Below are 25,972 nucleotides of genomic sequence, written 5' to 3'. Positions count from 1 at the left end.
CTCCGCGCGCAGAGACGCTGAGCGTCGCGGAAGAGGCGTCCCGAAGCCAATGGCCGGGCAGCCCTGTCACCGCGGCCCGCTTGGCGGGGCTTCTCGCCGTTCCAGTTCATGCGGCACCGGCCCTCTGAGACCGCGGGAAGCCGAAGGATGCGGATGAGCCAGAACCTGCCGCTGCGAGGGCTGACCGTGCTCGCCCTGGAGCAGGCCGTCGCCGCGCCGTACTGCACCTCGCGGCTGGCCGATGCCGGGGCCCGGGTCATCAAGATCGAGCGGCCAGAGGGGGATTTCGCCCGCGGCTACGACGCGGTGGTCAACGGGCTGGCGAGCTACTTCGTCTGGCTCAACCGCGGCAAGGAGAGCCTCGTCGCCGACATCAAGGATCCGGCCGATGCCCGCCTCCTCCACGCGATCCTCGCCCAGGCCGACGTGTTCGTGCAGAACCTCGCTCCCGGCGCGGCCGCCCGGGCCGGGTTCGGGTCGGCGGAGCTGCGCGCGCGCTATCCGCGGCTGATCACGGTCGACATCTCGGGCTACGGCGCCGGCAACGCCTACAGCGACATGAAGGCCTACGACCTGCTGGTCCAGGCCGAGAGCGGGCTCGCCGGGATCACCGGACACCCGGCCGGGCCCGGGCGCGTCGGCGTCTCCGTCTGCGACGTCGCCTGCGGGATGGACGCCCATGCCGCGGTGCTCGAGGCGCTGATCGCCCGCGGGATCACCGGGCAGGGCTGCGCCCTGGAGGTCAGCCTGTTCAGTGGCGCCGCCGACTGGATGAACGTGCCGCTGCTCTACTTCGAGGGGACCGGCAAGGCCCCGCAGCGTCTCGGCCTCGCGCACCCGTCGATCTGCCCCTACGGGGCCTTCCCCACGGCCGATGGCAGCCTCGTGCTGATCTCGATCCAGAACGAGCGCGAATGGGCCAGCTTCTGCGCGGGTGTCCTGGAAGAGCCGGATCTCGCGCGGGCCGAGGGCTTCGGGTCCAACAACGCCCGGGTGGCCAACCGCGCCGCGGTCGATCTGCGCATCGGTGCCGCGCTGGTGCGGCTGACCCGCGACGCGGCCGCGGCCCGGCTGAAGGCGGCGGGCACCGCCTACGGTTTCGTCAACACTCTGGCGGACCTCGCAGCGCATCCGGCCCTGGTCCGCGCCGAGGTCCGGACGCCGGCCGGCCCCGCCCGCATCGTGGCGCCGCCGGTGCTGATCGACGGCGAGGTCCGCGCCCTCGGGCCCGTACCGGCCATCGACGAGCACGGCGCGCGGATCCGGGCGGAATTCGCGCGCCCGGGCTGACCGCCGGGATACGAAGGCACATGATCAAGGGCGGGAGGAGACGATGAGACTGGACGGCAAGATCGCGCTCGTGACGGGGGCCGGCAGCGGCTTCGGAGCCGGGATCGCCCAGCGCTTCGCCGCCGAGGGCGCCAAGGTGGCCTGCGTCGACATCGACGGCGCGGCGGCCGAGCGTGTCGCGGCGGCTCTGGGCGGCGACGCCATCGCGATCGCCGCCGATGTCGGGCTGGCCGCCGACGTCGCCACGAGCGTCGCCGAGACGCGGCAGCGCTTCGGGGTGCCCGATATCCTCGTCAACAACGCCGGCACCACCCACCGCAACAAGCCCCTGATGGAGGTGACGGAGGAGGATTTCGACCGGGTCTTCCGGGTCAACGTGAAATCGATCTTCCACTACGTCCGGGAAATCGCCCCGCTGATGCGCGACGCGGGCGGCGGCGCGATCCTGAACGTCAGCTCGACGGCGGCGTTGCGGCCGCGCCCGGGGCTGACGTGGTACAACGCCTCCAAGGGCGCCGCGAGCCTCGCCTCGAAATCCCTCGCCCTGGAGCTGGCGCCCTGGAAGATCCGGGTGAACGCCCTCTGCCCGGTCATGGGCGCCACCGGGCTCCTGGAGCACTTCATGGGCGTCCTCGACACGCCCGAGAACCGCGACCGCTTCATCGCCACGATCCCGCTCGGGCGCCTGTCGGAGGCGAGCGACATCGCCGCCGCCGCCCTGTTCCTCGCCTCCGACGAGGCGGCGTTCATCACCGGCGTCGATCTCCCCGTCGACGGCGGCCGCACGGCCTGAGGAGCCCCCGATGGAAGCCTATACCGAGATCCGCGAGGCGGTCGCCAAGCTCTGCGCCGGCTTCCCGGGACCGTACTGGCGGGCCCTCGACCGGGAGATGGCCTACCCGACGGCGTTCGTGAACGCGCTGACCGAGAGCGGCTACCTGTCGGTGCTGATCCCCGAGGAATACGGCGGCTCCGGCCTCCCGCTCTCGGCCGCGGCCGCGATCCTCGAGGAGGTGCAGCGGGCGGGCTGCAACGGTGGCGCCTGCCACGCACAGATGTACACGATGGGCACGCTGCTCCGGCACGGCTCCGCGGCCCAGAAGGCCGAGTACCTGCCGGCGATCGCGGAGGGCCGCCTGCGGCTCCAGGCCTTCGGCGTGACCGAGCCGACCTCCGGCACCGACACGGGCAGCCTGAAGACGACGGCGCGCCTGGAGGGCGACCACTACGTCGTCAACGGCCAGAAGATCTGGACCAGCCGCGCCGAGCATTCGGACCTGATGCTGCTCCTCGCCCGGACAACGCCGAAGGCCGAGGGCACGAAGCGCACGGACGGTTTGTCGGTGCTCCTCGTCGACATGCGCGCGGCGAACGGCAACGGCCTGACGATCCGACCGATCCGCACGATGATGAACCACGCCACCACGGAGGTGTTCTTCGACAATCTCCGGGTGCCGGCACAGAATCTCATCGGCGAGGAGGGCAAGGGCTTCCGCTACATCCTGTCCGGCATGAACGCCGAGCGGATCCTGATCGCCGCCGAGTGCGTCGGCGACGCCAAGTGGTTCATCGACAGGGCCAAGGCCTATGCCGTCGAGCGCTCCGTCTTCGGCCGGCCGATCGGCGCCAACCAGGGCGTACAGTTCCCCATCGCCAAAGCCTACGCCAACATGCGCGCGGCCGAGCTGATGGTCCGCGAGGCGCTGACCCTCTACGAGGGCGGCGCCAATCCCGGGGCCGAGGCCAACATGGCCAAGATGCTCGCCGCCGACGCCTCGTTCGAGGCGGCCAACGCCTGCATCCAGACCCATGGCGGCTTCGGTTTCGCCGAGGAGTACGACGTGGAGCGCAAGTTCCGCGAGACGCGCCTCTATCAGGTCGCGCCGATCTCCACGAACCTGATCCTCGCCTACCTGTCCGAGCACGTGCTCGGCCTGCCGCGCTCGTACTGACATGGCCGATCTCGCCGCCTGGATCGGCCGCGCGCGGGACGCGTCCGACCTCGTCACGCCGCGCCTCCTCGCCGAGTTCCGCGCGACCTTCGCGCCGCATCTGGCACCGGTGGTCGACGGGATCGCGCCGCCGGCCCTGCACTGGTGCCTCGCGCCGGAGACACCCGCGGCCGATGCCCTCGGTCCCGACGGCCACGCCGCCAAGGGCGGCTTCCTGCCCCCGGTGCCGCTGCCCCGGCGGATGTGGGCGGGCGGAGAGATCGAGACGCTCTCGGACCTGCGCGCGGGAGACGCGGTGACGCGCACCGAGACGGTCCGCGACGTCGCCTTCAAGGAGGGGCGGAGCGGGAGCCTGTGCTTCGTCACCGTCGAGCACGCGGTCGCGACCGGGCGGGGCGTCGCGATCCGCGAGCGGCAGGACATCGTCTATCGCGAGGCCGCCGGTGCCCAGACCGGAACGAACGCGGCGCCCGAGCGCGTCGATCCCGCCGCCTACGCGACGGTCTGGGACGTGCCGGCGACGCCGACACTGCTGTTCCGCTACTCGGCGATGACCTTCAACGGCCACCGTTTCCACTACGATCAGCCCTACGCGACGCGGGTCGAGGGCTACGCCGACCTCGTCGTCCACGGCCCGGTGCAGGCCACGCTGCTGATGAACCTCGCCGCGACGCTGCTGGGACACGTGCCGCGGCGGTTCGCGTATCGCGGGGTCTCGCCGATGACGGCCAACCAGATCTTCCGGGTCTGCGGGCGGGTCAGCGGGGCGGCGTTCGAGGGTGTGACCCTCGACGCGGCGGGCCATGTCTGCATGCGGGCGAGGGCCGACGCGTGAGGGTCCGCATGGGGTTCGCCCGCGTCTGACATCCGCGGGAGGACCAGCGCCGTCACCGCGCCTCGCGGCGACGGACGGCCTCGCGTCGACCCGCGGACGCGGCCGCAGGCCCGGCGGAGGCGGGCTGCGCGCCTGCGCAGCCCGTCCGGGGCCGGATCAGGCCAGCTTCAGACCGACATTGACGTTGCCGCGGGTCGCGTTGGAGTACGGGCAGACCTGATGCGCGGCGTCGACGAGCTTCTGCGCGTCGGCGCGGTCGAGGCCCGGCAGGCTGATCGTCAGGTCGGCGGTGATGCCGAACCCGCCCTCGGAGCGCGGGCCGATGCCGACGTCGGCGGTGACGGTGGTGTCGGCCGGAACCTTCAGCTGCAGCGACGGCGCGACCGCCTTCATGGCGCCGAGGAAGCAGGCCGAGTAGCCGGACGCGAAGAGCTGCTCCGGATTCGCGCCCGGGCCGCCCGCCCCGCCGAGCTCCTTCGGGGTCGAGAGCTTGACCTCGAAGCTGCCGTCGGCCGTCCGGGCGGCGCCGTCGCGGCCGCCGGTGGCAGTGGCGGAGGTGCGGTACTTCACGTCTACGGGCATGGGGAACTCCGGTTCGAGGAATGCCGTCGGCATGTAGGCGCCGACGCGCTTCCGCACAGCCCATTTAGATTGCGCACAATCTAATTTCAAGGGTCGATCAGCGCGAAGCGGTCGACATCCACGAGCCCCCGGTCGGTGATCTTCAGGTGGGGGATGACTGGCAGCGGCAGGAAGGCCACCTGCAGGAAGGGCTCCGGGAGAACGACGTCCAGGCTTCGCGCCGCCTCGCGCAGGGTTACGAGCGACTGGCGGATGGCGTCGAACGGCATCAGGCTCATCAGGCCGGCCACCGGCAGCGCGATCTCGGCGAGGACTCGGCCGCCCTCGACCACCACGAAGCCGCCCTCGATCTCGCCCAGGCGGTTCACCGCCGCCGCCATGTCGGAATCGTCCGCCCCGACGACCGTGATGTTGTGGCTGTCGTGCCCGACCGACGAGGCGATGGCGCCGCGCGTCAGGCCGAACCCCTTCACGAACGCGACGCCGATGCCGCGCGCGCCCGGCAATGTCCGGCCGTGGCGCTCGACCACGGCGACCTTGATGACGTCCTGGTCGAGGTCGATCCGGCGCTCGCCGCCGGAATAGGGCAGGGTGAGGTCGTGGCGCAGGGTGATGATCTTGCCCGGCACGACGCCGATCACCGGCGTCGACGGACCGGAGCCCGGGGCAGCGAAATCCGCTGCCGTGACGCGCCGTGCCCGCACGCTGCCGCGGCCGATGGGCTCGATGGTGGGCCGCGCGTCGAACAGTGCCGCATCAACCGGGCGCCCGGCGCTGAACACCTGCGCGACCGCGCAGCCGGCGAGGTCGTCGAGCACCACCAGATCGGCGCGCTGCCCGGGCGCCACCAGGCCGCGATCGTGCAGCCCGAAGGCCCGGGCCGCCGACCAGGACGCCGCCCGGTAGGCGGCCAGGGGCGTCACGCCGAGGGCGATGGCCGTGCGGATCACGAAGTCGAGGTGGCCCTCCTCGGCGATGTCGAGGGGGTTCCGGTCGTCGGTGCAGAAGGCCAGGAACGGCGCCGTCCGCTCGGTCAGGATCGGCGCGAGGGCGTGCAGGTCCTTGCAGACCGAGCCCTCGCGGATCAGCACGGTCATGCCCTTGGAGAGCTTCTCGAGCGCCTCCTCGGGCGAGGTCGCCTCGTGCTCGGTGCGGATGCCGGCCGCGATGTAGCCGTTGAGCCCGAGACCGCGCAGGAGCGGCGCGTGGCCGTCGATGTGCCGTCCCCGGAAGGCCGCGAGCTTGTCCAGCACGCTCGGATCCGCCGCCAGCACGCCGGGGAAGTTCATGAACTCGGCGAGGCCGATCACCTTCGGGTGGGCCGCGTAGGGCAGGAGATCCTGCGCCGCAATCCGGGCGCCCGAGGTCTCCAGGTGGTCGGTGGCGGGCACGCAGGAGGAGAGCTGCACCCGAAGGTCCATGGCCAGGGTTTCGGAGGCGCCCAGGAACCACGTGAAGGCGTCGGTGCCGAGCACGTTGGCCATCTCGTGCGGATCGCAGATCCCGGTGGTGACGCCGTGCGGCAGGACGCAGCGCTCGAATTCCTGCGGCGGCATCAGCGAGGATTCGACGTGGAAATGCGTGTCGATGAAGCCCGGCACCACCACCTTGCCGGTCACGTCGATCTCGCGGACGCCGCGGTACTGGCCGAAGGTCCCGACGATCCGGTCGCCGCAGATCGCGATGTCGGAGGCCACGAGATCGCCGGTGACGAGATCGAGGAAGCGGCCGCCCTTCAGGACGAGGTCGGCCTCGGCCGAGCCCTGACCCTGCGCGATGGCCTGCCGGAGGAACTCCACCTCTGTCATTGCTCTACTCCTCACCGTGCTGCCATCCGCCAGGAGCATGCCACGGGTGCGGGTCGTTCGGCGACGCTTGCAGCGGGGCCTGAGCGGGCGCAGAAGCCCGTCACCTTTGAACCAGTCGAAGCTCTCGATGCCTGCCTATCGCTCACGCACCACCACCCACGGCCGCAACATGGCCGGCGCCCGCGGCCTGTGGCGCGCCACCGGCATGAAGGATTCGGATTTCGGCAAGCCGATCATCGCGGTGGTGAACTCCTTCACGCAGTTCGTGCCGGGCCACGTCCACCTCAAGGATCTCGGCCAGCTCGTCGCGCGGGAGATCGAGGCGGCCGGCGGCGTCGCCAAGGAGTTCAACACCATCGCGGTCGATGACGGCATCGCCATGGGCCACGACGGGATGCTCTACTCGCTGCCGTCGCGGGAGCTGATCGCCGATTCCGTCGAGTACATGGTCAACGCGCACTGCGCCGACGCGATGGTCTGCATCTCCAATTGCGACAAGATCACCCCCGGCATGCTGATGGCCAGCTTGCGCCTCAACATCCCGACCGTGTTCGTCTCGGGTGGCCCGATGGAGGCCGGCAAGGTCCAGCTGCCCGGCATCGCCAAGAAGGTCGACCTCGTCGACGCGATGATCGCGGCCGCCGACGACCGGATCTCCGACGAGGACGTCGCCGTCATCGAGCGCTCGGCCTGCCCGACCTGCGGCTCCTGCTCGGGCATGTTCACGGCGAATTCCATGAACTGCCTCACCGAAGCCCTCGGCCTCGCCCTGCCGGGCAATGGCTCGGTGCTCGCCACCCACGCCGACCGCAAGCGCCTCTTCGTCGAGGCCGGCCACCTGATCGTCGATCTGGCCCGCCGCCACTACGAGCAGGACGACGCCAGCGTGCTGCCGCGCGCGGTCGCGAGCTTCCGGGCGTTCGAGAACGCCATGACCCTCGACATCGCCATGGGGGGCTCGACCAACACGGTGCTGCACCTGCTCGCCGCCGCCCACGAGGGCGAGGTGCCCTTCACCATGGCCGATATCGACCGGTTGTCCCGGCGGGTGCCGGTGCTGTGCAAGGTCGCCCCGGCGGTGGCCAACGTCCATATGGAGGACGTCCACCGGGCGGGCGGCATCATGGGGATCCTGGGCGAGCTCGACCGGGCCGGCCTGATCGACACCGGCGTCGGCAACGTCTCGGCCGGAACGCTCGGCGGGGCGCTCGCCCGCTGGGACGTGCGCGGCGAACCGGCCGCCTCGGTCCAGACCTTCTACCGCGCGGCCCCGGGCGGCGTGCCGACCCAGGTGGCGTTCAGCCAGGAATCGCGCTTCGACGCGCTCGACCTCGACCGGGAGGGCGGCGTCATCCGCGACGCGGCGCACGCCTACTCGCAGGATGGCGGGCTCGCTGTCCTGTTCGGGAACCTCGCCGAGCAGGGCTGCATCGTGAAGACCGCGGGCGTCGACGCCTCGATCCTGACCTTCACCGGCACCGCCCGCGTGTTCGAGAGCCAGGATGCGGCGGTCGACGGCATCCTCAACGGCAAGGTCACGGCCGGCGAGGTGGTGCTGATCCGCTACGAGGGTCCGCGCGGCGGCCCCGGCATGCAGGAGATGCTCTACCCGACGAGCTACCTGAAATCGAAGGGGCTCGGGAAGGCCTGCGCCCTCGTCACCGACGGGCGGTTCTCCGGCGGTTCCTCGGGCCTGTCGATCGGGCACGTCTCGCCGGAGGCGGCCGAGGGCGGCCTCATCGGCCTCGTGCGCGACGGCGACCGGATCGCCATCGACATCCCGAATCGGCGCATCCACCTCGACGTCGACCAAGCGGAACTGGATCGGCGGCGCTGCGCCCAGGAGGCGGCGGGCTGGCAGCCGGCGAAGCCGCGCAAGCGGAAGGTCAGCGCGGCCCTGCGCGCCTACGCGATGCTCACGACGAGCGCGGCGCACGGCGCGGTGCGCCGGGTCTGATCAGCGGAGCTCGAGGACCAGGGCGGCGATGGCGGCCAGCAGGGCCGCCGCCGCCGCCGCGACGCCGATGAGGCGCGCGCGGACGGACCGGGTCGTGTTCGCGGGCGCACCCTTCACAGACAGGGAAGGGGCGGATGGGCCTTCCGGGATGCGTCCCAGAGCCCGGAGCATCAGCGGCTCGATCGCCGCGTAGCCGGCCGGGCTCAGGTGCAGCCCGTCCGTCCCGTATTCCGGCCGGAGGCCTCCGGTCTCCGTCGCCAGCACGGCGTGATAGTCGATGAACGTCGCGCCGTGCTCGTGCGCGTGGTCCCTGAGCCACGCGTTGACCGCGGCGATCATCGCGGGCGCGTCCCGCACCTCCGGGTTCCACGGGATTCCGTCCACCGGCGTGAGCGAGCCGATCCAGGCCTTCACACCCAGGCCGCGCGCCGCGTCGAGCATGCCGGCGAGCGTCCGGCAGATCTCCTCGACCGGGACGAAGACACCCTCGTTCCGGCCGATATCGTTGACGCCGCACAGGAGATGCACGCCCCGCGCGCCCGTCTCCGCGATGTCGCGGGTGAACCGCATCGTGATCCAGCGCGCCGTCTGGCCGGAGCCGCCGCGGGGGACGAGATCGTACGCCTCGAAAGTGCCGGCCCGGTGAAAGCCCCAGAGCTCCGTGATCGAATCACCGATGAAGACGATCGGTTCGGCCATGGCTCAGGCGGGCGTCGCCGCCCCGATCGTCGCGAGGACCTCTGACTGGAGGCGGTCCGCCACCATCTGGCGCCCTTCCGAAGTCACGTGGACGATGTCGGTGAACAGGGCGCGGGTCTCGGCCTCGAACAGGCGGCTCAGGTCCCGCACCGCGAAGGCGGACCCCGCCGCGTCCAGCCGCCCGAGAACGCTCTCGAACCGCTCGTACTGGCGGTCGAGATAGGCGAGGAACGCGCCGGACGCGACGCCGGCCTCCGCGCCCGCGAGGGTCGCCTTGCGGACGACCGTCGGCTGCAGGAGAAACCGCACCGGCGCGCCGATCCCGGGCGCGAGCCGCGCGAGGCGCTTCAGCGCCAGTTCGAACTGCCGCACCACCTCCCACTCCCAGATGTCGGACTGCCAGTGCGTCAGCGCGCGCAGGTTCTCGAGGCGGTTGAAGATCATCGCCTGCAGGCCGTCATACGACAGGGCCTCCGCGTCCCCGGCGGATTTCCGCGGATCGAAGAAGTAGTCGTAGAGGCTCTCGTTGGCGAAGTGATTGTACGGGACGCCGGCCCGCGGATCGAAGCTCCAGGGCTGAAAAATGTCGGTCGCGCCGCCGACGACCAGGATGACGTCGGGCTGCAGGTCCATCAGCCGCGTCGTGATCAGGGCGATCATCTGGTTCAGGCAGGCCGAGACCGCGCCGAAATTGTACACGCGCGCGCCCGGCCCGTGCGCCTTCTTCAGCCCCGTCTCCAGCCGGCCGGGCACGGTGTCGGCGAAGACCTGACCGTCGATCAGGGTGCTGTCGCCGACGACGAAGACCCGCAGCGTCTCGGAGGGCGGCCGCGCGTCCGCGTGCGCGTCGTTGCGGTACCCGAGGGCGTCGTAGCGCCAGCCCTGGCCAGACGCCTCCGTCAGCGGCTTGCCGGCGAAATGCGCGTAGGGCGCGGGAAACCGGCTGTTCGCGTCGAAGTTCTGGAAGCTCTGCAGGAACTTGCGCCGTCGCGCATCGGCGCTGTCGTCGGGCGGCCGGTGGGCCATGGTCCGTCTCCTCGCCGGGCGGATGCCAGGTGGCTGTGCGATGGTCGGTGAGCCGGGCGGCGCGACGGCGGGCCCGTTCAGCTCCGCAGCGTGGCGTGGTTCTCCAGGAACCAGCCGTAGGTCTGGCGCAGTCCGTCCTCGAGCGCGATCTCGGGCCGCCATCCCATGGCTCTCAGCCGCGACACGTCCATCAGCTTGCGCGGCGTGCCGTCGGGCTTGGTGGCGTCGAAGTCGAGCTCGCCCGCGTAACCGATCACCCGCGCGAGCGCCTCAGCGAGCTGACGGATGGTGCAATCCTCGCCGGTGCCGACATTGATGTGCGACAGGTCGGGGCGCGTGTTGGCCGCGTAGACCGCGTCGTCCATCTCCATCACGTAGACGCTGGCCCGCGCCATGTCGTCGACGTGCAGGAACTCGCGCATCGCCCGGCCGGTGCCCCAGACCGTGACCTTCGCCAGACCCTCCCGCTTCGCCTCGTGGAAGCGGCGCATCAGCGCCGGCAGCACGTGGGCGTTCTCGGGATGGAAGTTGTCGTTCGGGCCGTAGAGGTTCGTCGGCATCACGCTGCGATAGCGGCGCCCGTACTGCCGGTTGTAGCTCTCGCACATCTTGATCCCCGCGATCTTGGCGATCGCGTAGGGCTCGTTGGTCGGCTCGAGCAGCCCGGTCAGCAGGGCGTCCTCGCGCATCGGCTGGGGCGCGAGCTTCGGGTAGATGCAGGACGAGCCCAGGAACAGCAGCCGGTCGACGCCGTGCGTGTGCGCGGCGTCGATCAGGTTCGACTGGATCAGCAGGTTCTCGTGGATGAACTCGGCCGGGTAGGTGTTGTTGGCGTGGATTCCGCCGACGCGCGCGGCGGCGAGGTAGACCTGGTCGATGCGGTTCTCGGCGAAGAAGCGCCGGACCGCGGCCTGATCCAGGAGGTCGAGGGTCCGGCGGTCGGCCGTGAGGATCCGCTCGTGACCGAGCTCACGCAGGCGACGCACGATCGCCGAGCCCACCATGCCGCGATGGCCCGCCACGAAAATGGTCTGACCTCGACCGTCCATCACGCGTCCGTTCCCTGCCGAAAGCTCGGATTTCCAAGCCCCTATAGCCCCTTTGCGGCGCGATATCGCCGCGCAAACACGCGTTTTCTGAGGCGGCCGGCCGCGCCCGCACAGGCCCCCGCCGAGCGCGTCACTGTGCGGGAAATCGCCGCTCAAAATACAACCGAAAGTTAGCGTTAAGAATTCTACTAGAAGCTGCATTCCGTTCCTAATCACCGGCCGGTGGGTTGCAGGGCCGGTTCGGAACCGCCCCCGGCCGCGCAGCGATGGAGTTCCAGATGCGTCCCTTGACCGTCGTCCCGGCCGTGCCGCGGACTGCGATGCTCGCCGCTCCTCGTCCGGGCGCCGCGCGCGCGTTCCCGGTCGCGGCGGCCCTGCTGCTCTGCACGGCCCTAGCGTCGCCGGCCGAGGCACAGCTTCTCCGCGGGGCGCTCGATACAACCACGAATGGTATCCTCGGCACCGGGGCGACTGTGGGCACGAGCAGCCCTGGCGGCGGCCTCCTCGGGACGGGCCTCAATGTCGGGACGACGAGTGGCGGGCTGCTCGGCACGGGCGTCACAGTCGGCACCACCGATCCCGGTACCGGCATCCTCGGGACCGGCCTCAATGTCGGGACCACGGCCGGCGGCAGCGTTCTCGGCACCGGTGTCACCGTCGGGACCACCGCCCCCGGGACGGGTGTCCTCGGAACCGGCCTGAACGTTGGGACCACGGGCGGAGGCGTGCTCGGGACAGGCGTGCTCGTCGGCACGACCGGTCCGGGAGACGGGTTGCTCGGCACCGGCCTGACGCTCGGGACCGCGGGCGGCACCGGAACTGGCGGCTGCGGCACCTGCGGCGGCACCGGTACCGGTGGTGGCGGGGCCGGAGGCGGATCCAATCAGGGCATCTACATCCTGACCGGCAACCTCACCCAATCCCAGGGCCAGACGGTCGTCAACGAGCTGAGGCTGTCGCAGCTCACCGCCGTCACCGGTGTCGCCGCCAACAACACCAGCAACCAGGCCGCGCCGATCGCCGTCGGCAGCGACGCGCTGGCGGTGGGCTACGGTTCGAGCGCGGCCGGGACGGCCTCGACGGCGCTCGGCACGGGCGCCAGCGCTGCCAACACCGGCAGCGTCGCCCTCGGCTACGCGGCGAGCGCCCAGGGCCTCGGCGGCACGGCGATCGGCACGGCCTCCGCGGCCTCCGGAGCCGGGAGCACTGCGCTGGGCTTCGTCGCCGGCGCGACCGGAACCGGCTCGACCGCCGTCGGCGCGGCCGCCTCGGCGGCCGGCAACAACAGCGTCGCGCTCGGCAACGGGGCGGCCGCGAACCAGGCCAACGCGATCGCCATCGGCGCCAACGTGAAGACGACCCAGGCCAACCAAGTGGCGATCGGCAATTCCGCCAACACCTACAGTTTGGCCGGCATCGCCTCCCAGGCGAGCGCCGCCGCCCAGAGCGGAGCGACCGCCTTCGTGACCACGGACGCGAGCGGCAACCTCGCGGCCTCGGCCTACGGACCTTCGACGATCGCCGGCCTCGGCAACCGGATCGATTCGGTGCAGGCGCAGGTCAACAATTTGGAAGCCAAGACCGACTCGGTCCAGCGCTACGCGATCCAGACCCGCAAGGAGGCCCGGCAGGGCGTCGCCATGGCCATCGCGATGGCGACCGCGCCGATGCCGTCGGCGCCCGGCAAGACGACCTGGGCAACCAACGGGGCGACTTACCGGGGCGAGTGGGCCGGCGGCCTCGCCGTGGCGCACCGGTTGCCGACCTGCTGCGTCCCGATCGCGGTGACCGCCGGCGTCGCCTATGGCGGCGATAACGCGGTCGGCGTCCGCGCCGGTCTGGCGGGCGAGTTCTGAACGGCGAAGGACCGTCTCCGGGCGCGCGCGATTTCGATCTTGCGTGCCGGGAAAGGACCGCGATAGTGTCAAGCAATGCTGACACTCGCGGTCGACCACCAGGTTGCGCAGGAGATCGATCGGCGCCCGCACGCCCTCGTGGTCGGCTCGGGCTTCGGCGGGCTCGCCGCGGCAGTTCGGCTGGGCGCGCGCGGCTACCGCGTGACCGTCGTCGAACGCCTCGCGCAGCCGGGGGGTCGGGCCCGGGTCCACCGGCAGGACGGCTTCACCTTCGATGCCGGTCCGACGATCGTGACCGCCCCTCAGCTCTTCGAGGAGCTCTGGCAGCTGGCCGGTCGCAGGCTCTCTGACGACGTGACGCTGGTGCCGATGGATCCGTTCTACCGGATCCGCTTCGCCGACGGCACGTCCTTCGCCTACAGCGGCGACCTCGACCGCATGCGCGCCGAGGTGGCGCGCTTCGCGCCGGACGAGGTCGCGGGCTACGAGCGCTTCATGGCGCACAGCCGCGCCGTGTGCCGGATCGGATTCGAGCAACTCGGTCACGTGCCCTTCGGCAGTGTCGGTGCGATGCTGCGAATCGCGCCCGACCTTCTGCGCCTCTCGGGACACCGCTCGGTGCACGACGTGGTGGCGCGGTTCATCCGCGACGAGCGGCTGCGCACGGTCTTCAGCTTCCATCCGCTGCTGATCGGCGGAAACCCGTTCCGGGCCAGCGCCATCTACTGCCTGATCGCCGACCTCGAGCGGCGCTGGGGCGTCCACTTCGCGATGGGCGGAACGGGTGAGCTGGTCGACGGGCTGGTGCGGTTGATCCGGTCCCAGGGCGGCCGCCTGCGCCTCGGCGCGGAGGTCGCGCGTATCCGCGTGGAGGAGGGGGCGGCCACCGGGGTTGACCTGACGAGCGGCGAGACGATCGCGGCCGACCTCGTGGTGTCCAACGCCGATTCGGCCGTGACCCACGCGCGTCTGCTGCCGGAGGCGCAGCGCTGGAGCCCGGGACGGTTCCGGCGCGCCCGCTCGTCGATGGGCCTGTTCGTCTGGTACTTCGGCACCAAGCGGCGCTACCCGGCGGTAGATCACCACACGATCCTGCTCGGGCCGCGATACCGTGGCCTGCTCGCCGACATCTTCGATCGCAAGGTGCTGGCCGAGGATGCGAGCCTGTACCTGCATCGGCCGACCGCCACCGATCCGAGCCTCGCCCCGCCGGGATGCGACGCCTTCTACGTGCTGGCCCCGGTGCCCAACCTCGCCGGAGGCCAGGATTGGCGGGCCCTCGCCGAGCCGTACCGGCGCCGGATCGCCGCCATGCTGGAGGCGAGCGTGATGCCCGGCCTGTCCGAGGCCGTCGTGACCTCGAAGGTGACGACGCCGCTGGACTTCCAGGACGATTTCCTGAGCTACCGGGGATCCGGGTTCGGCCTGGAGCCGGTGCTGACGCAATCGGCCTGGTTCCGCCCGCACAACCGGTCGAGCGCGATTCGCAATCTCTACCTCGTCGGGGCCGGCACGCATCCGGGCGCAGGCCTCCCGGGCGTGCTCTCCTCCGCCCGCATCCTCGACAGCGTGGTCCCCGATGCCCGCGTTACCGCCTGAATTCGCCGCCGCGGCCGACCGGACCGCTTGCCGGGTGGCGATCCGGGCCGGCTCGAAGAGCTTCTTCGCGGCCGGCCAGCTGCTGCCGGGCGATATGCGCGAGGCGGCCTACGGCCTCTACGCCTTCTGCCGGCTGTCGGACGACCTCGTCGACGATGCGGCGGACCCCGCCGACCGGCGCAGCGCGGTGAGGCGTCTCGAGGCCCGAATTGGCCAAGCCTATGCCGGCTTTCCCGCCGACGCCCCAGCGGACCGGGCTTTCGCCGAGATCGTCGCGGCCCACGCGATACCGGAGGCGTTGCCGCGCGCGCTGATCGAGGGCTTCGCGTGGGATGCCGAGGGCCGGCGCTACGCCGATCTCGGGGCGCTCCACGCCTACGCCGCCCGAGTGGCGGGGTCGGTCGGGGCGATGATGGCCCTGATCATGGGCACCCGCGACCCCGACGCGCTGGCTCGCGCCTGCGATCTCGGCGCCGCGATGCAGCTCACCAACATCGCGCGCGACGTCGGCGAGGACGCGCGGATGGGCCGCCTCTACCTGCCGCTGGACTGGATGCGGGAGGCGGGGCTCGATCCGGACGCGTTCCTCGCCGAGCCCCGGCCGGGCCCGGCGCTGGCCGGCGTGGTGGCCCGTCTGCTCGCCGAGGCGGACCGCCTCTACGCCCGCGCGGAGGCCGGCATCGCGGTCCTGCCCCGCCGCTGCCGAGCCTCGATCCGGGCGGCGGGGCTGATCTATGCCGAGATCGGCCGGGTGGTGGCCGCGGGCGGCTACGATTCCGTCAACAGCCGCGCCCGGGTCACGACAGCGCGGAAGCTCGCCCTGATCGCCCGCGCGATCCGCGCGCCCGCCGACGCGACCGGCCTGGGCGCGGCGCCGCTCCCCGAGACAGCGTTCCTGATCGAGGCCGTGGCGGGCGAGCCCCACGCGCCGATGCGCCAGCGCCCGGCTCTGCGACCCTGGTGGGACGTGAGCGGTCGCGTCGTGCACGTTCTCGACCTGATCGAGCGGATGCGCGAACGCGAGGCGTTCGGCCGCTCCGCGCCGTCCTGATCGGTCGGGCGGAGGCGCATCGGTGAGCCACGGGCTGTTCGCCGCCCTCGATATCGGCCTCGTCTTCGCCCTGGCCCCGGGGGTCGGGGTCCGGCAGCCCATCGCGGTCCGACGCAGCATCCGCCGCGCCCGGGACGGCGAGGCGGATTGAACCGACGCGGATCGCGTCCGACGTCGCCTCTCCGATCGAGGCGAGACAGGCGGGGAAGGCCTGTGCCCTAGTGCGCGGGCGTAGCCGGCGCGACGTCGCCCTCCAGCAGGCACCCGACCGGGCGCCCGCCCGCGAAGCCGAGCCGCACCCGGATCTCGGACAGGCGGCCCATGGCCCGACCCTGCAGGATCCGGATCGGACGGTCGTCCGGCTCGATGAGCCCGTCCTGCAGCAGCCCGAAGGCCAGGGCCGCCGCGGCGATCCCCGTGGCGGCATCCTCGGGATAGCCGGAGGCGCGGGGAAACTGGCGCGCCTCGAACAGCCGGGCCGGCCCGTCGAGGACGGCGTAGGGGTAGAGCCCGGTCGAGCCGACCCGCGTGCAGGCGGCCTCGACGGCGCCACCCGCCGGCGCGAGCGCGTTGAGCGCGGCCGCATCACGCATCGGCACGAGGGTCTTGATCCGCGACGTCACGGCGTTGTGGATCGGCCGCGCGGCGAGCGCGTCGCGTCCGAGCCCCAGCGCGGCGCGGATGTCGACGCTCTGCGCGTCCGCCAGGGACCGCACACGGCCGACCGGTTGCGTGATCGCCACGCCCCACGCATCCGCGCCGCGCCGGCTCACGAACCCCGTCACGGAGCCGCTGCCGGTCGCGACCCGGACCGGGGCATCCGGGAGCCGTCCCTCGCGGGCCAGCACCCACAGGACGCCGAGCGTGGCGTGGGCGCACATCTCCATCTCGTGGTTCGGCACGAAGAAGCGCAGGCGCAGGTCGTGGGCCGGGTCCTCGCTCGGCAGCGCGAAGCCCGATTCGTGGCCGTAGCGCCGCGCGACGTCCCGCATGGCCTCCGCGTCGAGGTCCCGCGCGTCGGAGACGACGGGGCAGGGATTGCCGCCCGCGCCCGCGTGCGTGAAGACGTCGACCAGGGTCACGGACGGCATCGGACGGGCCTCACTGGAGGTGGCGGGTGTAGGTGTCGCCGGCCGCCGCCTTGAGCGCCGCGCCAGCGTCGCGGCCGATCCGCTCCGCCTCCGCGGCGGGCCCCTGCCGGGACGCGGCCCAGTGGCGGCTGCCGTCGGGCAGGAACAGCAGCCCGTCGATCCGCAACCGATCCCCCTCGATCTGCGCCAGGGCGGCGATGGGCGTGCGGCAGGACCCGTCGAGTTCCGCGAGGAGCGACCGCTCGGCCGAGACCGCGACGGTGGTCCGCGCGCAGGCGATGGGCGCCAGGAGGTCGCGGATCACCGCGTCGTCCGAGCGGCACTCGATGCCGAGCGCGCCCTGCGCCACGGCCGGCAGCATCTCATCGACCGAGAGCACGCTGCGCGCCATGCTCTCCAGGCCGAGACGCTGCAGGCCCGCGAGGGCGAGGAGCGTCGCGTCGCACTCGCCGGCCTCGAGCTTGCGCATCCGGGTATTGGCGTTCCCCCGCAGCGGGACCACCCGGAGATCGGGCCGGCGCATCAGGACCTGCGCGCCGCGGCGGAGCGACGAGGTCCCGACCCGCGCCCCCGCCGGCAGACCCGCCAGCCCGTCCGCGTGTGGCGACAGGAACGCGTCCCGCGGATCGTCGCGCTCGAGGATGCAGGCGATGGTGAGCCCGTCGGGCAGCCAGGTCTCCACGTCCTTCATGGAATGGACGGCCACGTCGACCTCGCCGGCGAACAGGGCCTGCTCCAGTTCCTTGGTGAACAGCCCTTTGCCGCCGATCTCGGAGAGAGGCCGGTCCAGGATCTTGTCGGCCACGGTGGTGACGACGACCAGCTCGGTCTCCAGGCCCGGATTGGCCGCGACGATCCGGTCACGCACCATCCCGGTCTGCGCGAGCGCCATCGGAGAGCCGCGGGTGCCGATGCGCAGGGGGCGGTTCAACATCTGGTTCCGGATCACTTCGCTGGACGGGACAACGCCTTATAGACCGAGCGCGGCGGCAGGCCACATTCCGTCAACCGGTTTCGGGCCAGTGTCGCGCGGGCGTGAATTCGGTCCCGCCCCGGTTTCGCCGGACTGCGCCCCTAGCGGGACACCGGCGTGTTCCGGAGCCAACAGGTCGTGTCGCGATGCTGATCATGCCGAGCCGACGGCAAATTCTGACCGGGCTCGGCGTGGGTGCCGGCCTGACCGCCGCGACGGGCGTCTACGCCTTCGACGTCGAGCCGCTGCACCGGCTGGTGGTCACGTCCTACGCGCCGGCTTTGCCGAACTGGGATCCGGCGCTGCGTCTGCGGGTGGCGGTGCTGGCGGATTTCCACATCTGCGAGCCGTACATGCCGTTCGACCGGGTGGCGGAGATCGTCGCGGCCACCAATGCCTTGGAGCCCGACCTCGTCCTGCTGCTCGGCGACTACCCGGCCGGGCGCATCGCGTGGCGCAAGCTGCCGCTGGACCAGTTCGCCCGGATGATGACCGAGCTTCGAGCGCCGCTCGGCAGGCACGCGATCCTCGGCAACCACGATTGGTGGGACGATCACGCCGTCCAGCGGGCCGGCCGCGGTGTCCCGGCGGTCCGGCGCCTGCTGGAGGCGCAGGGCATCCCGGTCCTGGAGAATCGAGCCGTGCGCCTCGTGAAGGACGGACGGCCGTTCTGGCTCGCCGGCCTCGGCGACCAGCAGCCGTTCCTCAACACGTGGAGCACGTTCAGCCTCGCCGACCTGCCGCGGACGCTGCAGGCGGTCACGGATACGGCACCCGTGATCCTGATGGCGCACGAGCCGGACATCTTCGTCTCCGTGCCCGACCGCGTCTCGCTGACCCTCGCCGGTCACACCCATGGCGGCCAGGTCCGGCTGTTCGGCCACGCGCCCGCCATCCGCAAGGTGCGGGGACACGATTACTCGTACGGCCACGTCATCCAGGACGGCCGCCACATGATCGTCTCGGGCGGCTTCGGGATGAGCCGCATCCCCGTGCGGGTGGGCGTCCCCCCGGAGATCGTCCTCCTCGAACTCGGACAGCCAGCCACATCCACGACCGCGAGCTGAACGTCGCGCGCGCCTGACAGCGCGGCATCGACGAAGTACTGACCAGTCGCGCGCAATAAAAAACCATTACCCGCTGCCGATCCTGCACGTTCCTCGGGTAATCGGGAGGAAGTGGCCCCGGTTTGACACACCGAGATGTGCGTGGGACCGTCCCGCGTCGATTCGATAGGGGGACGCCCATGCCGATCCTGCTCGGTCTCATCGGGATCATCGTCGCGGGACTGTTCTGGATCTTGCGGACGCACGGGACCGTGAAGGGCCTGCAGGCGGTCAACCGGGACACGAAGGGGCTTCAGCGCCGCGCCGTCTCGACCTTCGAGAGCCTCGTGGGGACGCCGCTGCAGCGGGTGCGCGACCCACGGCTGGCAGCGGTCATCCTGATGATCCAGCTGGTCCGGACGGGCAGCCCCCTGACCGCCAGCGAGAAGTCGCAGATCCTCGACTACATGGAGAAGCCCCTGGAGGTCGATCGGATCTCGGCCACCTTCGAGCGGGCCTGGGGCTACACGCAGGCGCGGCTCCCGTTCTCCCAGGTCGCCGACGCCTTGGCGCCGTTGCTGCGGGACGCCCTGACACCCGCCGAGCGGGGGGAGCTGATCGTGATGCTGACCCAGGTGGCCGGCGCGCACTCGCCGCCCAGCGAGTTGCAGCGCGAGGGCATCGCCCGCCTGAAGCGGCAGCTCCTCGCCGGCGAGGGACGCGCCCCGGCGCGGGAGCGGGGCGAAACCGCCTGATTTGGATCGGGGTAGATCCGGGCGCGCCGGAACGCCGCGCCGCTCGCCTTTAGGGAGTCGCCGCGCTAACTCGCGACGATGCGCGCACTCCTGCCCCTCCTCGTCCTCACCGCCCTCTCGGCCGGCGCCGGAAGTGCCCGGGCACAATCCTGCGACGCGCTGGTCGACAAGGTCACGGCCGAGACGGCGGCCAAGACGGCCGAGCGCCGGAGCGATTACGCCAGCTTCACGGCCGGTGCGGACATGACCCTGACGCTGGCCTGCGGCGGGCCGGACCTCTCCTCCGTGGGCGCGCAGTTCCGCGGCGCGAACCCGCCGGACCGCTACTACGACCTGTTCGGACACGCCGGGCACGCGGTGACCGGCATCGACGCCGCGGTGATCACCGAGGCCGCGCATCGCGCTCAGGCGACGGCCACGAAGCTCCGGCACAGCAACATCGACCTCGGCGGTGCCCGGATCACCTGCTCGGCGATGGTCTCGCCCGACAAGGGCCCCCTGACGCTGTGCGCGGTGATCGAGAACAGCAACCGCGGCTGAGGTCGGCGACGACAGCCGCCGACCTGCGAATCCGCCTCAGAGCGGGATGTTGTCGTGCTTCTTCCAGGGCTGCTCCATCTTCTTGGTGCGGAGCATGCCGAGAGCCTTGGCGATCCGGCGGCGGGTCGAGTGCGGCATGATCACCTCGTCGATGTAGCCGCGCTCGGCCGCCACGAACGGCGAGAGGAACCGGTCTTCGTACTCGCCCGTGCGCGCCGCGATCTTCTCGGGATCGCCCAGCTCGCTGCGGAAGATGATCTCCACCGCGCCTTTGGCTCCCATCACGGCGATCTGCGCCGTCGGCCACGCGTAGTTCAGGTCCGCCCCGACATGCTTCGACGCCATGACGTCGTAGGCGCCGCCGAAGGCCTTGCGGGTGATGATCGTCACCAGCGGCACCGTCGCCTGCGAGTAGGCGAAGAGCAGCTTGGCGCCGTGCTTGATCAGGCCGCCGTATTCCTGCGCCGTGCCCGGCAGGAAGCCCGGCACGTCCACGAAGGTGACGATCGGGATGCCGAAGGCGTCGCAGTAGCGCACGAAGCGCGCGGCCTTCCGCGAGGCGTCCGAATCGAGCACGCCCGCGAGCACCAGCGGCTGGTTGGCCACGAAGCCGACGGTGCGGCCCTCGATCCGGCCGAAGCCGGTGATGATGTTGCGCGCGTAGGCGGACTGGATCTCGAAGAAGTCCCCCTCGTCGACGACGCGGCGGATCAGCTCGCCCATGTCGTAGGGCTTGTTCGGGTTGTCCGGAATCAGCGTGTCGAGCGACGCGTCGATGCGGTTGACGTCGTCGAAGCTCTCCAGCTCCGGCACGCCGTCGATGTTGTTGGCCGGCAGGAAGTCGAGGAGGCGGCGGATCTGCAGGATCGCCTCGACGTCGTTCTCGAAGGACCCGTCCGCGATGGACGACTTGGTCGTGTGGACCTTGGCGCCGCCGAGTTCCTCGGCGGTCACGACCTCGTTGGTGACGGTCTTCACCACATCGGGACCGGTCACGAACATGTAGCTCGTGTCGCGGACCATGAAGATGAAATCGGTCATGGCCGGCGAGTAGACGTCGCCGCCCGCGCAGGGGCCCATGATCACCGAGATCTGCGGGATGACGCCCGAGGCCATGACGTTGCGGCGGAACACCTCGCCGTAGCCGCCGAGCGCCGCGACGCCCTCCTGAATGCGGGCGCCGCCGGCATCGAAGATGCCGATGATCGGGGCGCGCATCTTCAGCGCCATGTCCTGCACTTTCACGATCTTCTGGGCGTGCGCCTCCGAGAGGGAGCCGCCGAACACCGTGAAGTCCTTCGAGAAGAGGAAGACCGTGCGGCCGTTGATCGTGCCCCAGCCGGTGACGACGCCGTCGCCCGGGATCTTCTGCTTCTCCATGCCGAAATCGGTGGAGCGATGCTGCACGAACATGTCGAACTCCTCGAACGACCCGTGGTCGAGAAGGAGTTCGATCCGCTCGCGTGCCGTCAGCTTGCCGCGCTTGTGCTGCGCCTCGACGCGCTTCTCACCCCCGCCGAGCCGGGCCTGCGCCCGCCGCTCTTCGAGCTTGTCGAGGATATCCTTCATGGCTGTTCCCGCCCTTCCCGTGCCCGTGACCTGCGACCCGGATCGGGCCGGGTCCAAGCTTATGCGTTCACCGATCGAGCGCCCTTAGCACGCGCTTTTCGGGTGGCAAACCGACGCGGGGAGCCGCGGGATCGGACCTTCGGGGGATGGAGGAAAATGGTGGACGGTGCAGGGATCGAACCTGCGACCTTTCCCGTGTGAAGGGAACGCACTACCGCTGTGCTAACCGTCCGTACCGACGTGCTGCCTGAGCGCACGCGATCTCGTCGCTCGCCCTCGAGGGCGCCGCGACCCGGTGGCGGGCCTTCTAGAGCGCGGTGGGCCGCGTCGTCAAGCGCGACCGCTGATGTTTGACGGCGAGCGGATGGCCATCCGGACCGGTCGCCGCCCTGCTCCGAAGCGCTGGGCCGCCGCCGCCGGCGCCGCGCCCGCCATCGTGTGCGCGCGTGAGGTTGACAAGGCCGCCGGCCCGGTGCGCTGTGCTTGCATGCACGAGGGGCCAGCGGGCGCGAAGCCCAGCAGCGACGTGACGGCGGAGGGCGCGGCGGGGCCGGGGCGGCCGCGCGTCGCGATCACCTACTGCACGCAGTGCAACTGGCTGCTGCGCGCGGCCTGGATGGCGCAGGAGCTCCTCTCCACCTTCCGGGACGATCTCGGCGAGGTCGCCCTGGTGCCGGCTTCCGGCGGCACCTTCCGGATCGAGCTGGGCGCGGCGCTCCTGTGGGAGCGGGTGCGCGACGGCGGCTTCCCGGACGTGAAGGCGCTGAAGCAGCGGGTGCGCGACCACCTCGACCCGACGCGCGATCTCGGTCATATCGACCGGTCATGAGGCGAGGGAACGGCGACGAGCCCGCGGGGCGCCGCGGGCCGGGGACGGACCCCGCTTGAGTCCGGACCATCAAGCCGAGGGCGCGGGCGTCCCCGCGGTGATTCCCGCGCGCCGGTCCTGGCTGTCGCGGCGGCTCCACCGTTTCGGGCGCAACGGCTTCTCGACCCAGGTCTACCTGATCGCGCTGGTGATCGCGCTGATCGGTCCAGGCCTGCTGTTCACCAGCATCCTGCTGATGCGCTACGCGTCGGCCGAGCGGGCGCGGTTCGAGCAGGACGCCCGCGAGAACGTGCGCGGCATCGGGCTCTCCCTTGACCGCGACACCGCCGGCCTCGTGTCGGTGCTGCAGACGCTGGCGACCTCGCCGCGGATCCGGCAGGGCGAGTTCGAGGCGTTCGACGCCCAGGCGCGCCTCGTCCGCGAATCGATCGATCTGGACGTGCTCCTGCGCCGGCCCAACGGCCAGGAGGTGGTGAATACCGGCGTGCCGCGCGGCGCGCCGATGCCGATCGTGACGCTGCCCTTCGATCAGGATCTGGCCCGCGGCACCCAGCGCGCGATGGTGAGCGGCTACGTGCCAGGCCCGATGCCCGGCGAGGCCACCTACGCGGTCGGCGTGCCGGTGATGGTCGACGGCGAGGTCGGCTACATCCTGAGCTTCACCGTACCCCTGTCCCGCCTCCAGGGTATCCTGTCCCGGGAGGTCGTCCCCGGCTGGACGACCGGGATCAGCGACCGGTCCGGCATCGTCCTGGCGCGGCTGCCGGACCCCGAGGCGGTGGTCGGCAAGCAGCGCCTCGCCAGCCTCCGCCAGGTGCAGTCGGCGACACCCGGCGTCTGGGAGGGTCAGGACCGCCAGCACAAACCGGTGGTGGTGATCGAGGCGCGCTCGCGCCTCACGGGCTGGATGGTCGCGACCAGCATCCCCCAGGCCCTGGTCGACGCGCGGGTGCGGCGCTGGATCTGGGCCTTCGCCGGCTTCGGGCTGCTGGTGCTCGCCACCTCGTCGCTGTTGGCGGTGAACCTCTGGTCGCGGGTCTCGCGCCCCCTCCGGTTGCTGGCCGCGTCCGGGCCGGCCCTGGCCCGGGGTGAGGCGATCCCGCGGGTCTCCTCGCCGGTGCACGAGATCCAACGGCTGGGCGTCGTGCTGTCGGAGGCCTCGCTGCGGCTGCGCACCCGTGAGGAGGAGCGCGACCGGGCTCTGGCCGAGACCAAGCGCGGCCTGAGCGCCCTGAGCGAGAGCGAGGCGCGCTTCCGGCACATGGCCGATTCGGCGCCGGCCCTGATCTGGATGACCGACGAGACCGGCGCGGTCAGCTTCGCCAACCTCCATTTCGAGCACCTGTTCGGGCTGCCGGCCGCGCGGTTCAACGACGACGGCTGGCACCAGATCGTGCATCCCGACGATCTGGGGAACTTCCGGACCGCCTTCACCGAGGCGTTCGAGGCCCGGATCCCGTTCCGCACCGAGGCGCGGGTGATCGACCGGACGGGCGCGGTGCGCTGGCTCCAGTGCGAGGGCGTGCCGCGGCTCGACGACGCCCAGAACTTCCTGGGCTACACCGGCTGCAACATCGACATCACCGACACGAAGAACGCCGAGGAGCACCTGCTGCTCCTGATCCACGAACTGAATCACCGGGTGAAGAACACCCTGGCGACGGTCCAGTCGATCGCGGCCCAGTCCCTGCGCGGGTTGGAGGGCGCCGAGGCCGACGCGGCGCGCGCCGCCTTCGAGGCGCGCCTCCTGGCCCTGGCGCGGGTGCACGACGTCCTCACCCGGGAGAGCTGGGAGGGCGCCGAACTCTCCGCCGTCGTGGCGGACGCGATCCGGCCGCTGGAAGCCGGCGACGGCCGGGCCTCGCGGTTCCGGGTTACGGGACCGGCCCTGCGCCTGCCGCCGCGGCTCGCGCTGTCCATCGCCATGGCCCTGCACGAGCTCGGCACCAACGCCGTGAAGTACGGGGCGCTCTCGACCGAGGGCGGCGTGGTCGAGATCTCGTGGACCGTGCGGCGCGCGGAGGAGATGCTGCTCTCGCTCCGCTGGTCCGAGCGCGGCGGCCCGCCGGTGAAGAAGCCGACGCGGACTGGGTTCGGCTCGCGCCTGATCGAGCGCAGCCTCGCCCGGGAGCTCGCCGGCGAGGTCGTGCTGAGCTACGAGCCGACCGGCGTCGTGTGCACCATCGATGCCCCGGTCCCGCCGCCGGGCCTCCTCGAGCGCAAGGGCGTCGCCGCCCCGACGCGGATCGCGCCGCTGCCGCTCGCGGGCTAGGCCGGCCCGTCGCGCGACCTGCCCGGCGCGGCGAACTCAATCAGTGGTACGGATCGGCCGCGTCGCGCAGACCGTCGCCCATGAAGTTGAAGGCGAGCACGGTCACCAGCACGGGCAGGACGGGGAGGAGCAGCCAAGGGTAGAGCTGCACCGCCGCGAGATTCTGCGCCTCGTTGAGCAGCACGCCCCAGCTGGTCACCGGCGGTCGCAGGCCGAGGCCGAGGAAGGACAGGGCGGTCTCGCCGAGGATCATGGTCGGGATCGACAGGGTCGCCGAGGCGATCAGGTGGCTCATGAAGTTCGGGATCAGGTGGCGGCCGATCACCCGGGTGGGCGAGGCGCCCATCAGCTCGGCGGCCTGGACGAAATCCTCCTCGCGCAGCGCCAGGAGCTTGCCGCGCACCGCCCGCGCGAGTCCCGGCCAGTCGAGCAGCCCGAGGATCACCGTGATGCCGAAGAAGATCAGCAGCGGGCTCCAGTTCGGCGGCAGCGCCGCCGACAGGGCCAGCCAGAGCGGCAGCTCCGGTAGCGAGCGGACCACCTCGATGAGGCGCTGCACGCCGGCATCGACGATGCCGCCGAAATAGCCCGCGATGCCGCCGAAGAAGAGCCCGAGCGCGAACGAGATGGCCACGCCGACGAGGCCGATGGTGAGGGAGATCCGCGCGCCGTAGATCATGCGCGAGAAGAGGTCGCGTCCGAGCTTGTCGGTTCCGAGGAGGAACAGCGTGCCGTTCTCCGGCGGGCAGAGGATGTGCAGGTCGGTGTGGATCAGCCCCAGCCAGTCGTAGCCGTCGCCCCGGCAGAGGAAGCGCAGCGGCTGCGGGGCCGACGCGTCCACCTTGTAGTCCCGGCGGAACGTGTCGAGGTCGAGATGGGCGCGGTAGGGATAGACGAACGGCCCGACGAAGCGGCCCTCGTGGAACAGGTGGACGCCCTGCGGCGGCGCGTAGAGGAAATCGCCGTTCCGGCGCGCCTGCCCGTAGGGCGCGAGCTGCTCGACGAACGGCACCGTCGCGTAGAGCGCGAGCAGGATCAGGGCCGAGGCCACGGCCAGGCGGTGGCGCAGGAACTTGCGCAGGATCAGCCGCCACGCGGAAGCCGTGGCGACCGGGCTCTCGGGTCGGGCCTCCGGCTCGAAGGGCGCCGGATCGACGAAATGTCCGGATGCGGGGAACGAGTCGTTCATCGCG

At 71.4% G+C, this 25,972-nt stretch carries 23 protein-coding genes and 1 tRNA gene; 14 read left to right on the top strand and 10 right to left on the bottom strand.

The genetic code is table 11. From position 1 onward, the window contains the following. Nucleotides 1-153 precede the first annotated feature (153 nt). The 4 genes from MOTC310_RS06350 to MOTC310_RS06335 are packed head-to-tail and all read left to right on the top strand — an operon-like array spanning nucleotide 154 to nucleotide 4,077. Nucleotides 154-1,290, top strand: a complete 1,137-nt coding sequence (locus tag MOTC310_RS06350; protein WP_331301176.1) for a CaiB/BaiF CoA transferase family protein — start codon at nucleotides 154-156, stop codon at nucleotides 1,288-1,290. Between the two features lie 43 nt (nucleotides 1,291-1,333). Next, the gene (locus MOTC310_RS06345) at nucleotides 1,334-2,083 is read left to right on the top strand and encodes an SDR family oxidoreductase (protein WP_331301175.1); all 750 of its coding nucleotides are present in this window, start codon (nucleotides 1,334-1,336) and stop codon (nucleotides 2,081-2,083) included. Nucleotides 2,084-2,093: 10 nt separating this feature from the next. Continuing rightward, nucleotides 2,094-3,242: an acyl-CoA dehydrogenase family protein gene (locus MOTC310_RS06340; protein WP_331301174.1), complete on the top strand. Its 1,149-nt coding sequence runs from the start codon at nucleotides 2,094-2,096 to the stop codon at nucleotides 3,240-3,242. A 1-nt stretch (nucleotide 3,243) separates the two neighbouring features. Further along, complete coding sequence (locus tag MOTC310_RS06335; RefSeq protein WP_331301173.1) at nucleotides 3,244-4,077, top strand: HTD2 family dehydratase; 834 nt, start codon at nucleotides 3,244-3,246, stop codon at nucleotides 4,075-4,077. Nucleotides 4,078-4,233: 156 nt separating this feature from the next. Here MOTC310_RS06335 and MOTC310_RS06330 read toward each other — a convergent pair whose 3' ends face one another. Together MOTC310_RS06330 and ade are read right to left on the bottom strand one after the other, a co-directional pair. After that, entirely contained in the window at nucleotides 4,234-4,659 is a 426-nt protein-coding gene (locus MOTC310_RS06330; protein ID WP_331301172.1) for an organic hydroperoxide resistance protein, read from the bottom strand. Nucleotides 4,660-4,745: 86 nt separating this feature from the next. Next, on the bottom strand, nucleotides 4,746-6,467 hold the full coding sequence (ade, locus tag MOTC310_RS06325) for an adenine deaminase (protein WP_331301171.1): 1,722 nt from the start codon (nucleotides 6,465-6,467) through the stop codon (nucleotides 4,746-4,748). A 127-nt stretch (nucleotides 6,468-6,594) separates the two neighbouring features. On the opposite strand from ade, the gene ilvD reads away from it, so the two are divergent. Further along, nucleotides 6,595-8,424: a dihydroxy-acid dehydratase gene (gene ilvD / locus MOTC310_RS06320; RefSeq protein WP_331301170.1), complete on the top strand. Its 1,830-nt coding sequence runs from the start codon at nucleotides 6,595-6,597 to the stop codon at nucleotides 8,422-8,424. Here the strand turns inward: ilvD and MOTC310_RS06315 are convergent, their stop codons facing one another. The 3 genes from MOTC310_RS06315 to fcl form a co-directional block, all read right to left on the bottom strand. After that, entirely contained in the window at nucleotides 8,425-9,123 is a 699-nt protein-coding gene (locus MOTC310_RS06315) for a GDSL-type esterase/lipase family protein (RefSeq protein ID WP_331301169.1), read from the bottom strand. A 3-nt stretch (nucleotides 9,124-9,126) separates the two neighbouring features. Continuing rightward, nucleotides 9,127-10,149, bottom strand: coding sequence for an SGNH/GDSL hydrolase family protein (locus tag MOTC310_RS06310; RefSeq protein WP_331301168.1), 1,023 nt, complete (start codon nucleotides 10,147-10,149; stop codon nucleotides 9,127-9,129). A 77-nt stretch (nucleotides 10,150-10,226) separates the two neighbouring features. Next, nucleotides 10,227-11,198: a GDP-L-fucose synthase gene (gene fcl / locus MOTC310_RS06305; RefSeq protein WP_331301469.1), complete on the bottom strand. Its 972-nt coding sequence runs from the start codon at nucleotides 11,196-11,198 to the stop codon at nucleotides 10,227-10,229. Nucleotides 11,199-11,476: 278 nt separating this feature from the next. Here fcl and MOTC310_RS06300 point away from each other — a divergent pair, with 278 nt between their 5' ends. The 4 genes from MOTC310_RS06300 (at nucleotide 11,477) to MOTC310_RS06285 (ending at nucleotide 15,855) form a co-directional block, all read left to right on the top strand. Further along, the gene (locus tag MOTC310_RS06300; protein WP_331301167.1) at nucleotides 11,477-13,054 is read left to right on the top strand and encodes a hypothetical protein; all 1,578 of its coding nucleotides are present in this window, start codon (nucleotides 11,477-11,479) and stop codon (nucleotides 13,052-13,054) included. 75 nt (nucleotides 13,055-13,129) lie between these two features. Continuing rightward, on the top strand, nucleotides 13,130-14,653 hold the full coding sequence (locus MOTC310_RS06295; protein ID WP_331301166.1) for a phytoene desaturase: 1,524 nt from the start codon (nucleotides 13,130-13,132) through the stop codon (nucleotides 14,651-14,653). Further along, nucleotides 14,634-15,704 carry a phytoene/squalene synthase family protein gene (locus MOTC310_RS06290; protein ID WP_331290613.1) on the top strand — a complete coding sequence of 357 codons (1,071 nt, stop codon included), beginning with the start codon at nucleotides 14,634-14,636 and terminating at the stop codon, nucleotides 15,702-15,704. Before MOTC310_RS06295 ends, MOTC310_RS06290 begins: the two co-directional genes overlap by 20 nt. 22 nt (nucleotides 15,705-15,726) lie before the next feature. Further along, entirely contained in the window at nucleotides 15,727-15,855 is a 129-nt protein-coding gene (locus MOTC310_RS06285; protein ID WP_331290612.1) for a hypothetical protein, read from the top strand. A 67-nt stretch (nucleotides 15,856-15,922) separates the two neighbouring features. Here the strand turns inward: MOTC310_RS06285 and MOTC310_RS06280 are convergent, their stop codons facing one another. Together MOTC310_RS06280 and hemC are read right to left on the bottom strand one after the other, a co-directional pair. Next, nucleotides 15,923-16,795, bottom strand: coding sequence for a PhzF family phenazine biosynthesis protein (locus MOTC310_RS06280; protein ID WP_331290610.1), 873 nt, complete (start codon nucleotides 16,793-16,795; stop codon nucleotides 15,923-15,925). A 10-nt stretch (nucleotides 16,796-16,805) separates the two neighbouring features. Beyond that, nucleotides 16,806-17,729 (bottom strand): hydroxymethylbilane synthase, encoded by a 924-nt coding sequence (hemC, locus tag MOTC310_RS06275; RefSeq protein WP_331301165.1) that lies wholly within the window; start codon nucleotides 17,727-17,729, stop codon nucleotides 16,806-16,808. Nucleotides 17,730-17,914: 185 nt separating this feature from the next. On the opposite strand from hemC, the gene MOTC310_RS06270 reads away from it, so the two are divergent. From MOTC310_RS06270 to MOTC310_RS06260, 3 genes are all read left to right on the top strand, one after another. Further along, nucleotides 17,915-18,835, top strand: a complete 921-nt coding sequence (locus tag MOTC310_RS06270; protein ID WP_331301164.1) for a metallophosphoesterase — start codon at nucleotides 17,915-17,917, stop codon at nucleotides 18,833-18,835. Nucleotides 18,836-19,014: 179 nt separating this feature from the next. After that, entirely contained in the window at nucleotides 19,015-19,569 is a 555-nt protein-coding gene (locus MOTC310_RS06265; protein ID WP_331301163.1) for a TerB family tellurite resistance protein, read from the top strand. Between the two features lie 78 nt (nucleotides 19,570-19,647). Then, nucleotides 19,648-20,109, top strand: a complete 462-nt coding sequence (locus MOTC310_RS06260) for an ABC transporter ATPase (protein WP_331301162.1) — start codon at nucleotides 19,648-19,650, stop codon at nucleotides 20,107-20,109. Nucleotides 20,110-20,145: 36 nt separating this feature from the next. Here MOTC310_RS06260 and MOTC310_RS06255 read toward each other — a convergent pair whose 3' ends face one another. Both MOTC310_RS06255 and MOTC310_RS06250 read right to left on the bottom strand, forming a co-directional pair. Next, nucleotides 20,146-21,678, bottom strand: coding sequence for an acyl-CoA carboxylase subunit beta (locus MOTC310_RS06255; protein WP_331290605.1), 1,533 nt, complete (start codon nucleotides 21,676-21,678; stop codon nucleotides 20,146-20,148). Nucleotides 21,679-21,835: 157 nt separating this feature from the next. Beyond that, nucleotides 21,836-21,910 (bottom strand) — tRNA-Val (locus tag MOTC310_RS06250). 255 nt (nucleotides 21,911-22,165) lie between these two features. Here MOTC310_RS06250 and MOTC310_RS06245 point away from each other — a divergent pair. Then, the gene (locus tag MOTC310_RS06245; protein WP_331301161.1) at nucleotides 22,166-22,507 is read left to right on the top strand and encodes an Rdx family protein; all 342 of its coding nucleotides are present in this window, start codon (nucleotides 22,166-22,168) and stop codon (nucleotides 22,505-22,507) included. Between the two features lie 55 nt (nucleotides 22,508-22,562). Next, nucleotides 22,563-24,779: a sensor histidine kinase gene (locus MOTC310_RS06240; protein WP_331290603.1), complete on the top strand. Its 2,217-nt coding sequence runs from the start codon at nucleotides 22,563-22,565 to the stop codon at nucleotides 24,777-24,779. A gap of 40 nt (nucleotides 24,780-24,819) precedes the next feature. On the opposite strand, the gene MOTC310_RS06235 is transcribed toward MOTC310_RS06240, so the two are convergent. Then, nucleotides 24,820-25,968, bottom strand: a complete 1,149-nt coding sequence (locus tag MOTC310_RS06235; protein WP_331301468.1) for an ABC transporter permease — start codon at nucleotides 25,966-25,968, stop codon at nucleotides 24,820-24,822. Between the last annotated feature and the right edge of the window lie 4 nt (nucleotides 25,969-25,972).

Source organism: Methylobacterium oryzae, assembly GCF_036441375.1.
Classification (GTDB): Bacteria; Pseudomonadota; Alphaproteobacteria; order Rhizobiales; family Beijerinckiaceae; genus Methylobacterium; species Methylobacterium oryzae_A.
The sequence above is the reverse complement of the archived record's forward strand: the minus strand, read 5'-3'. Positions and strand labels throughout refer to the sequence as shown.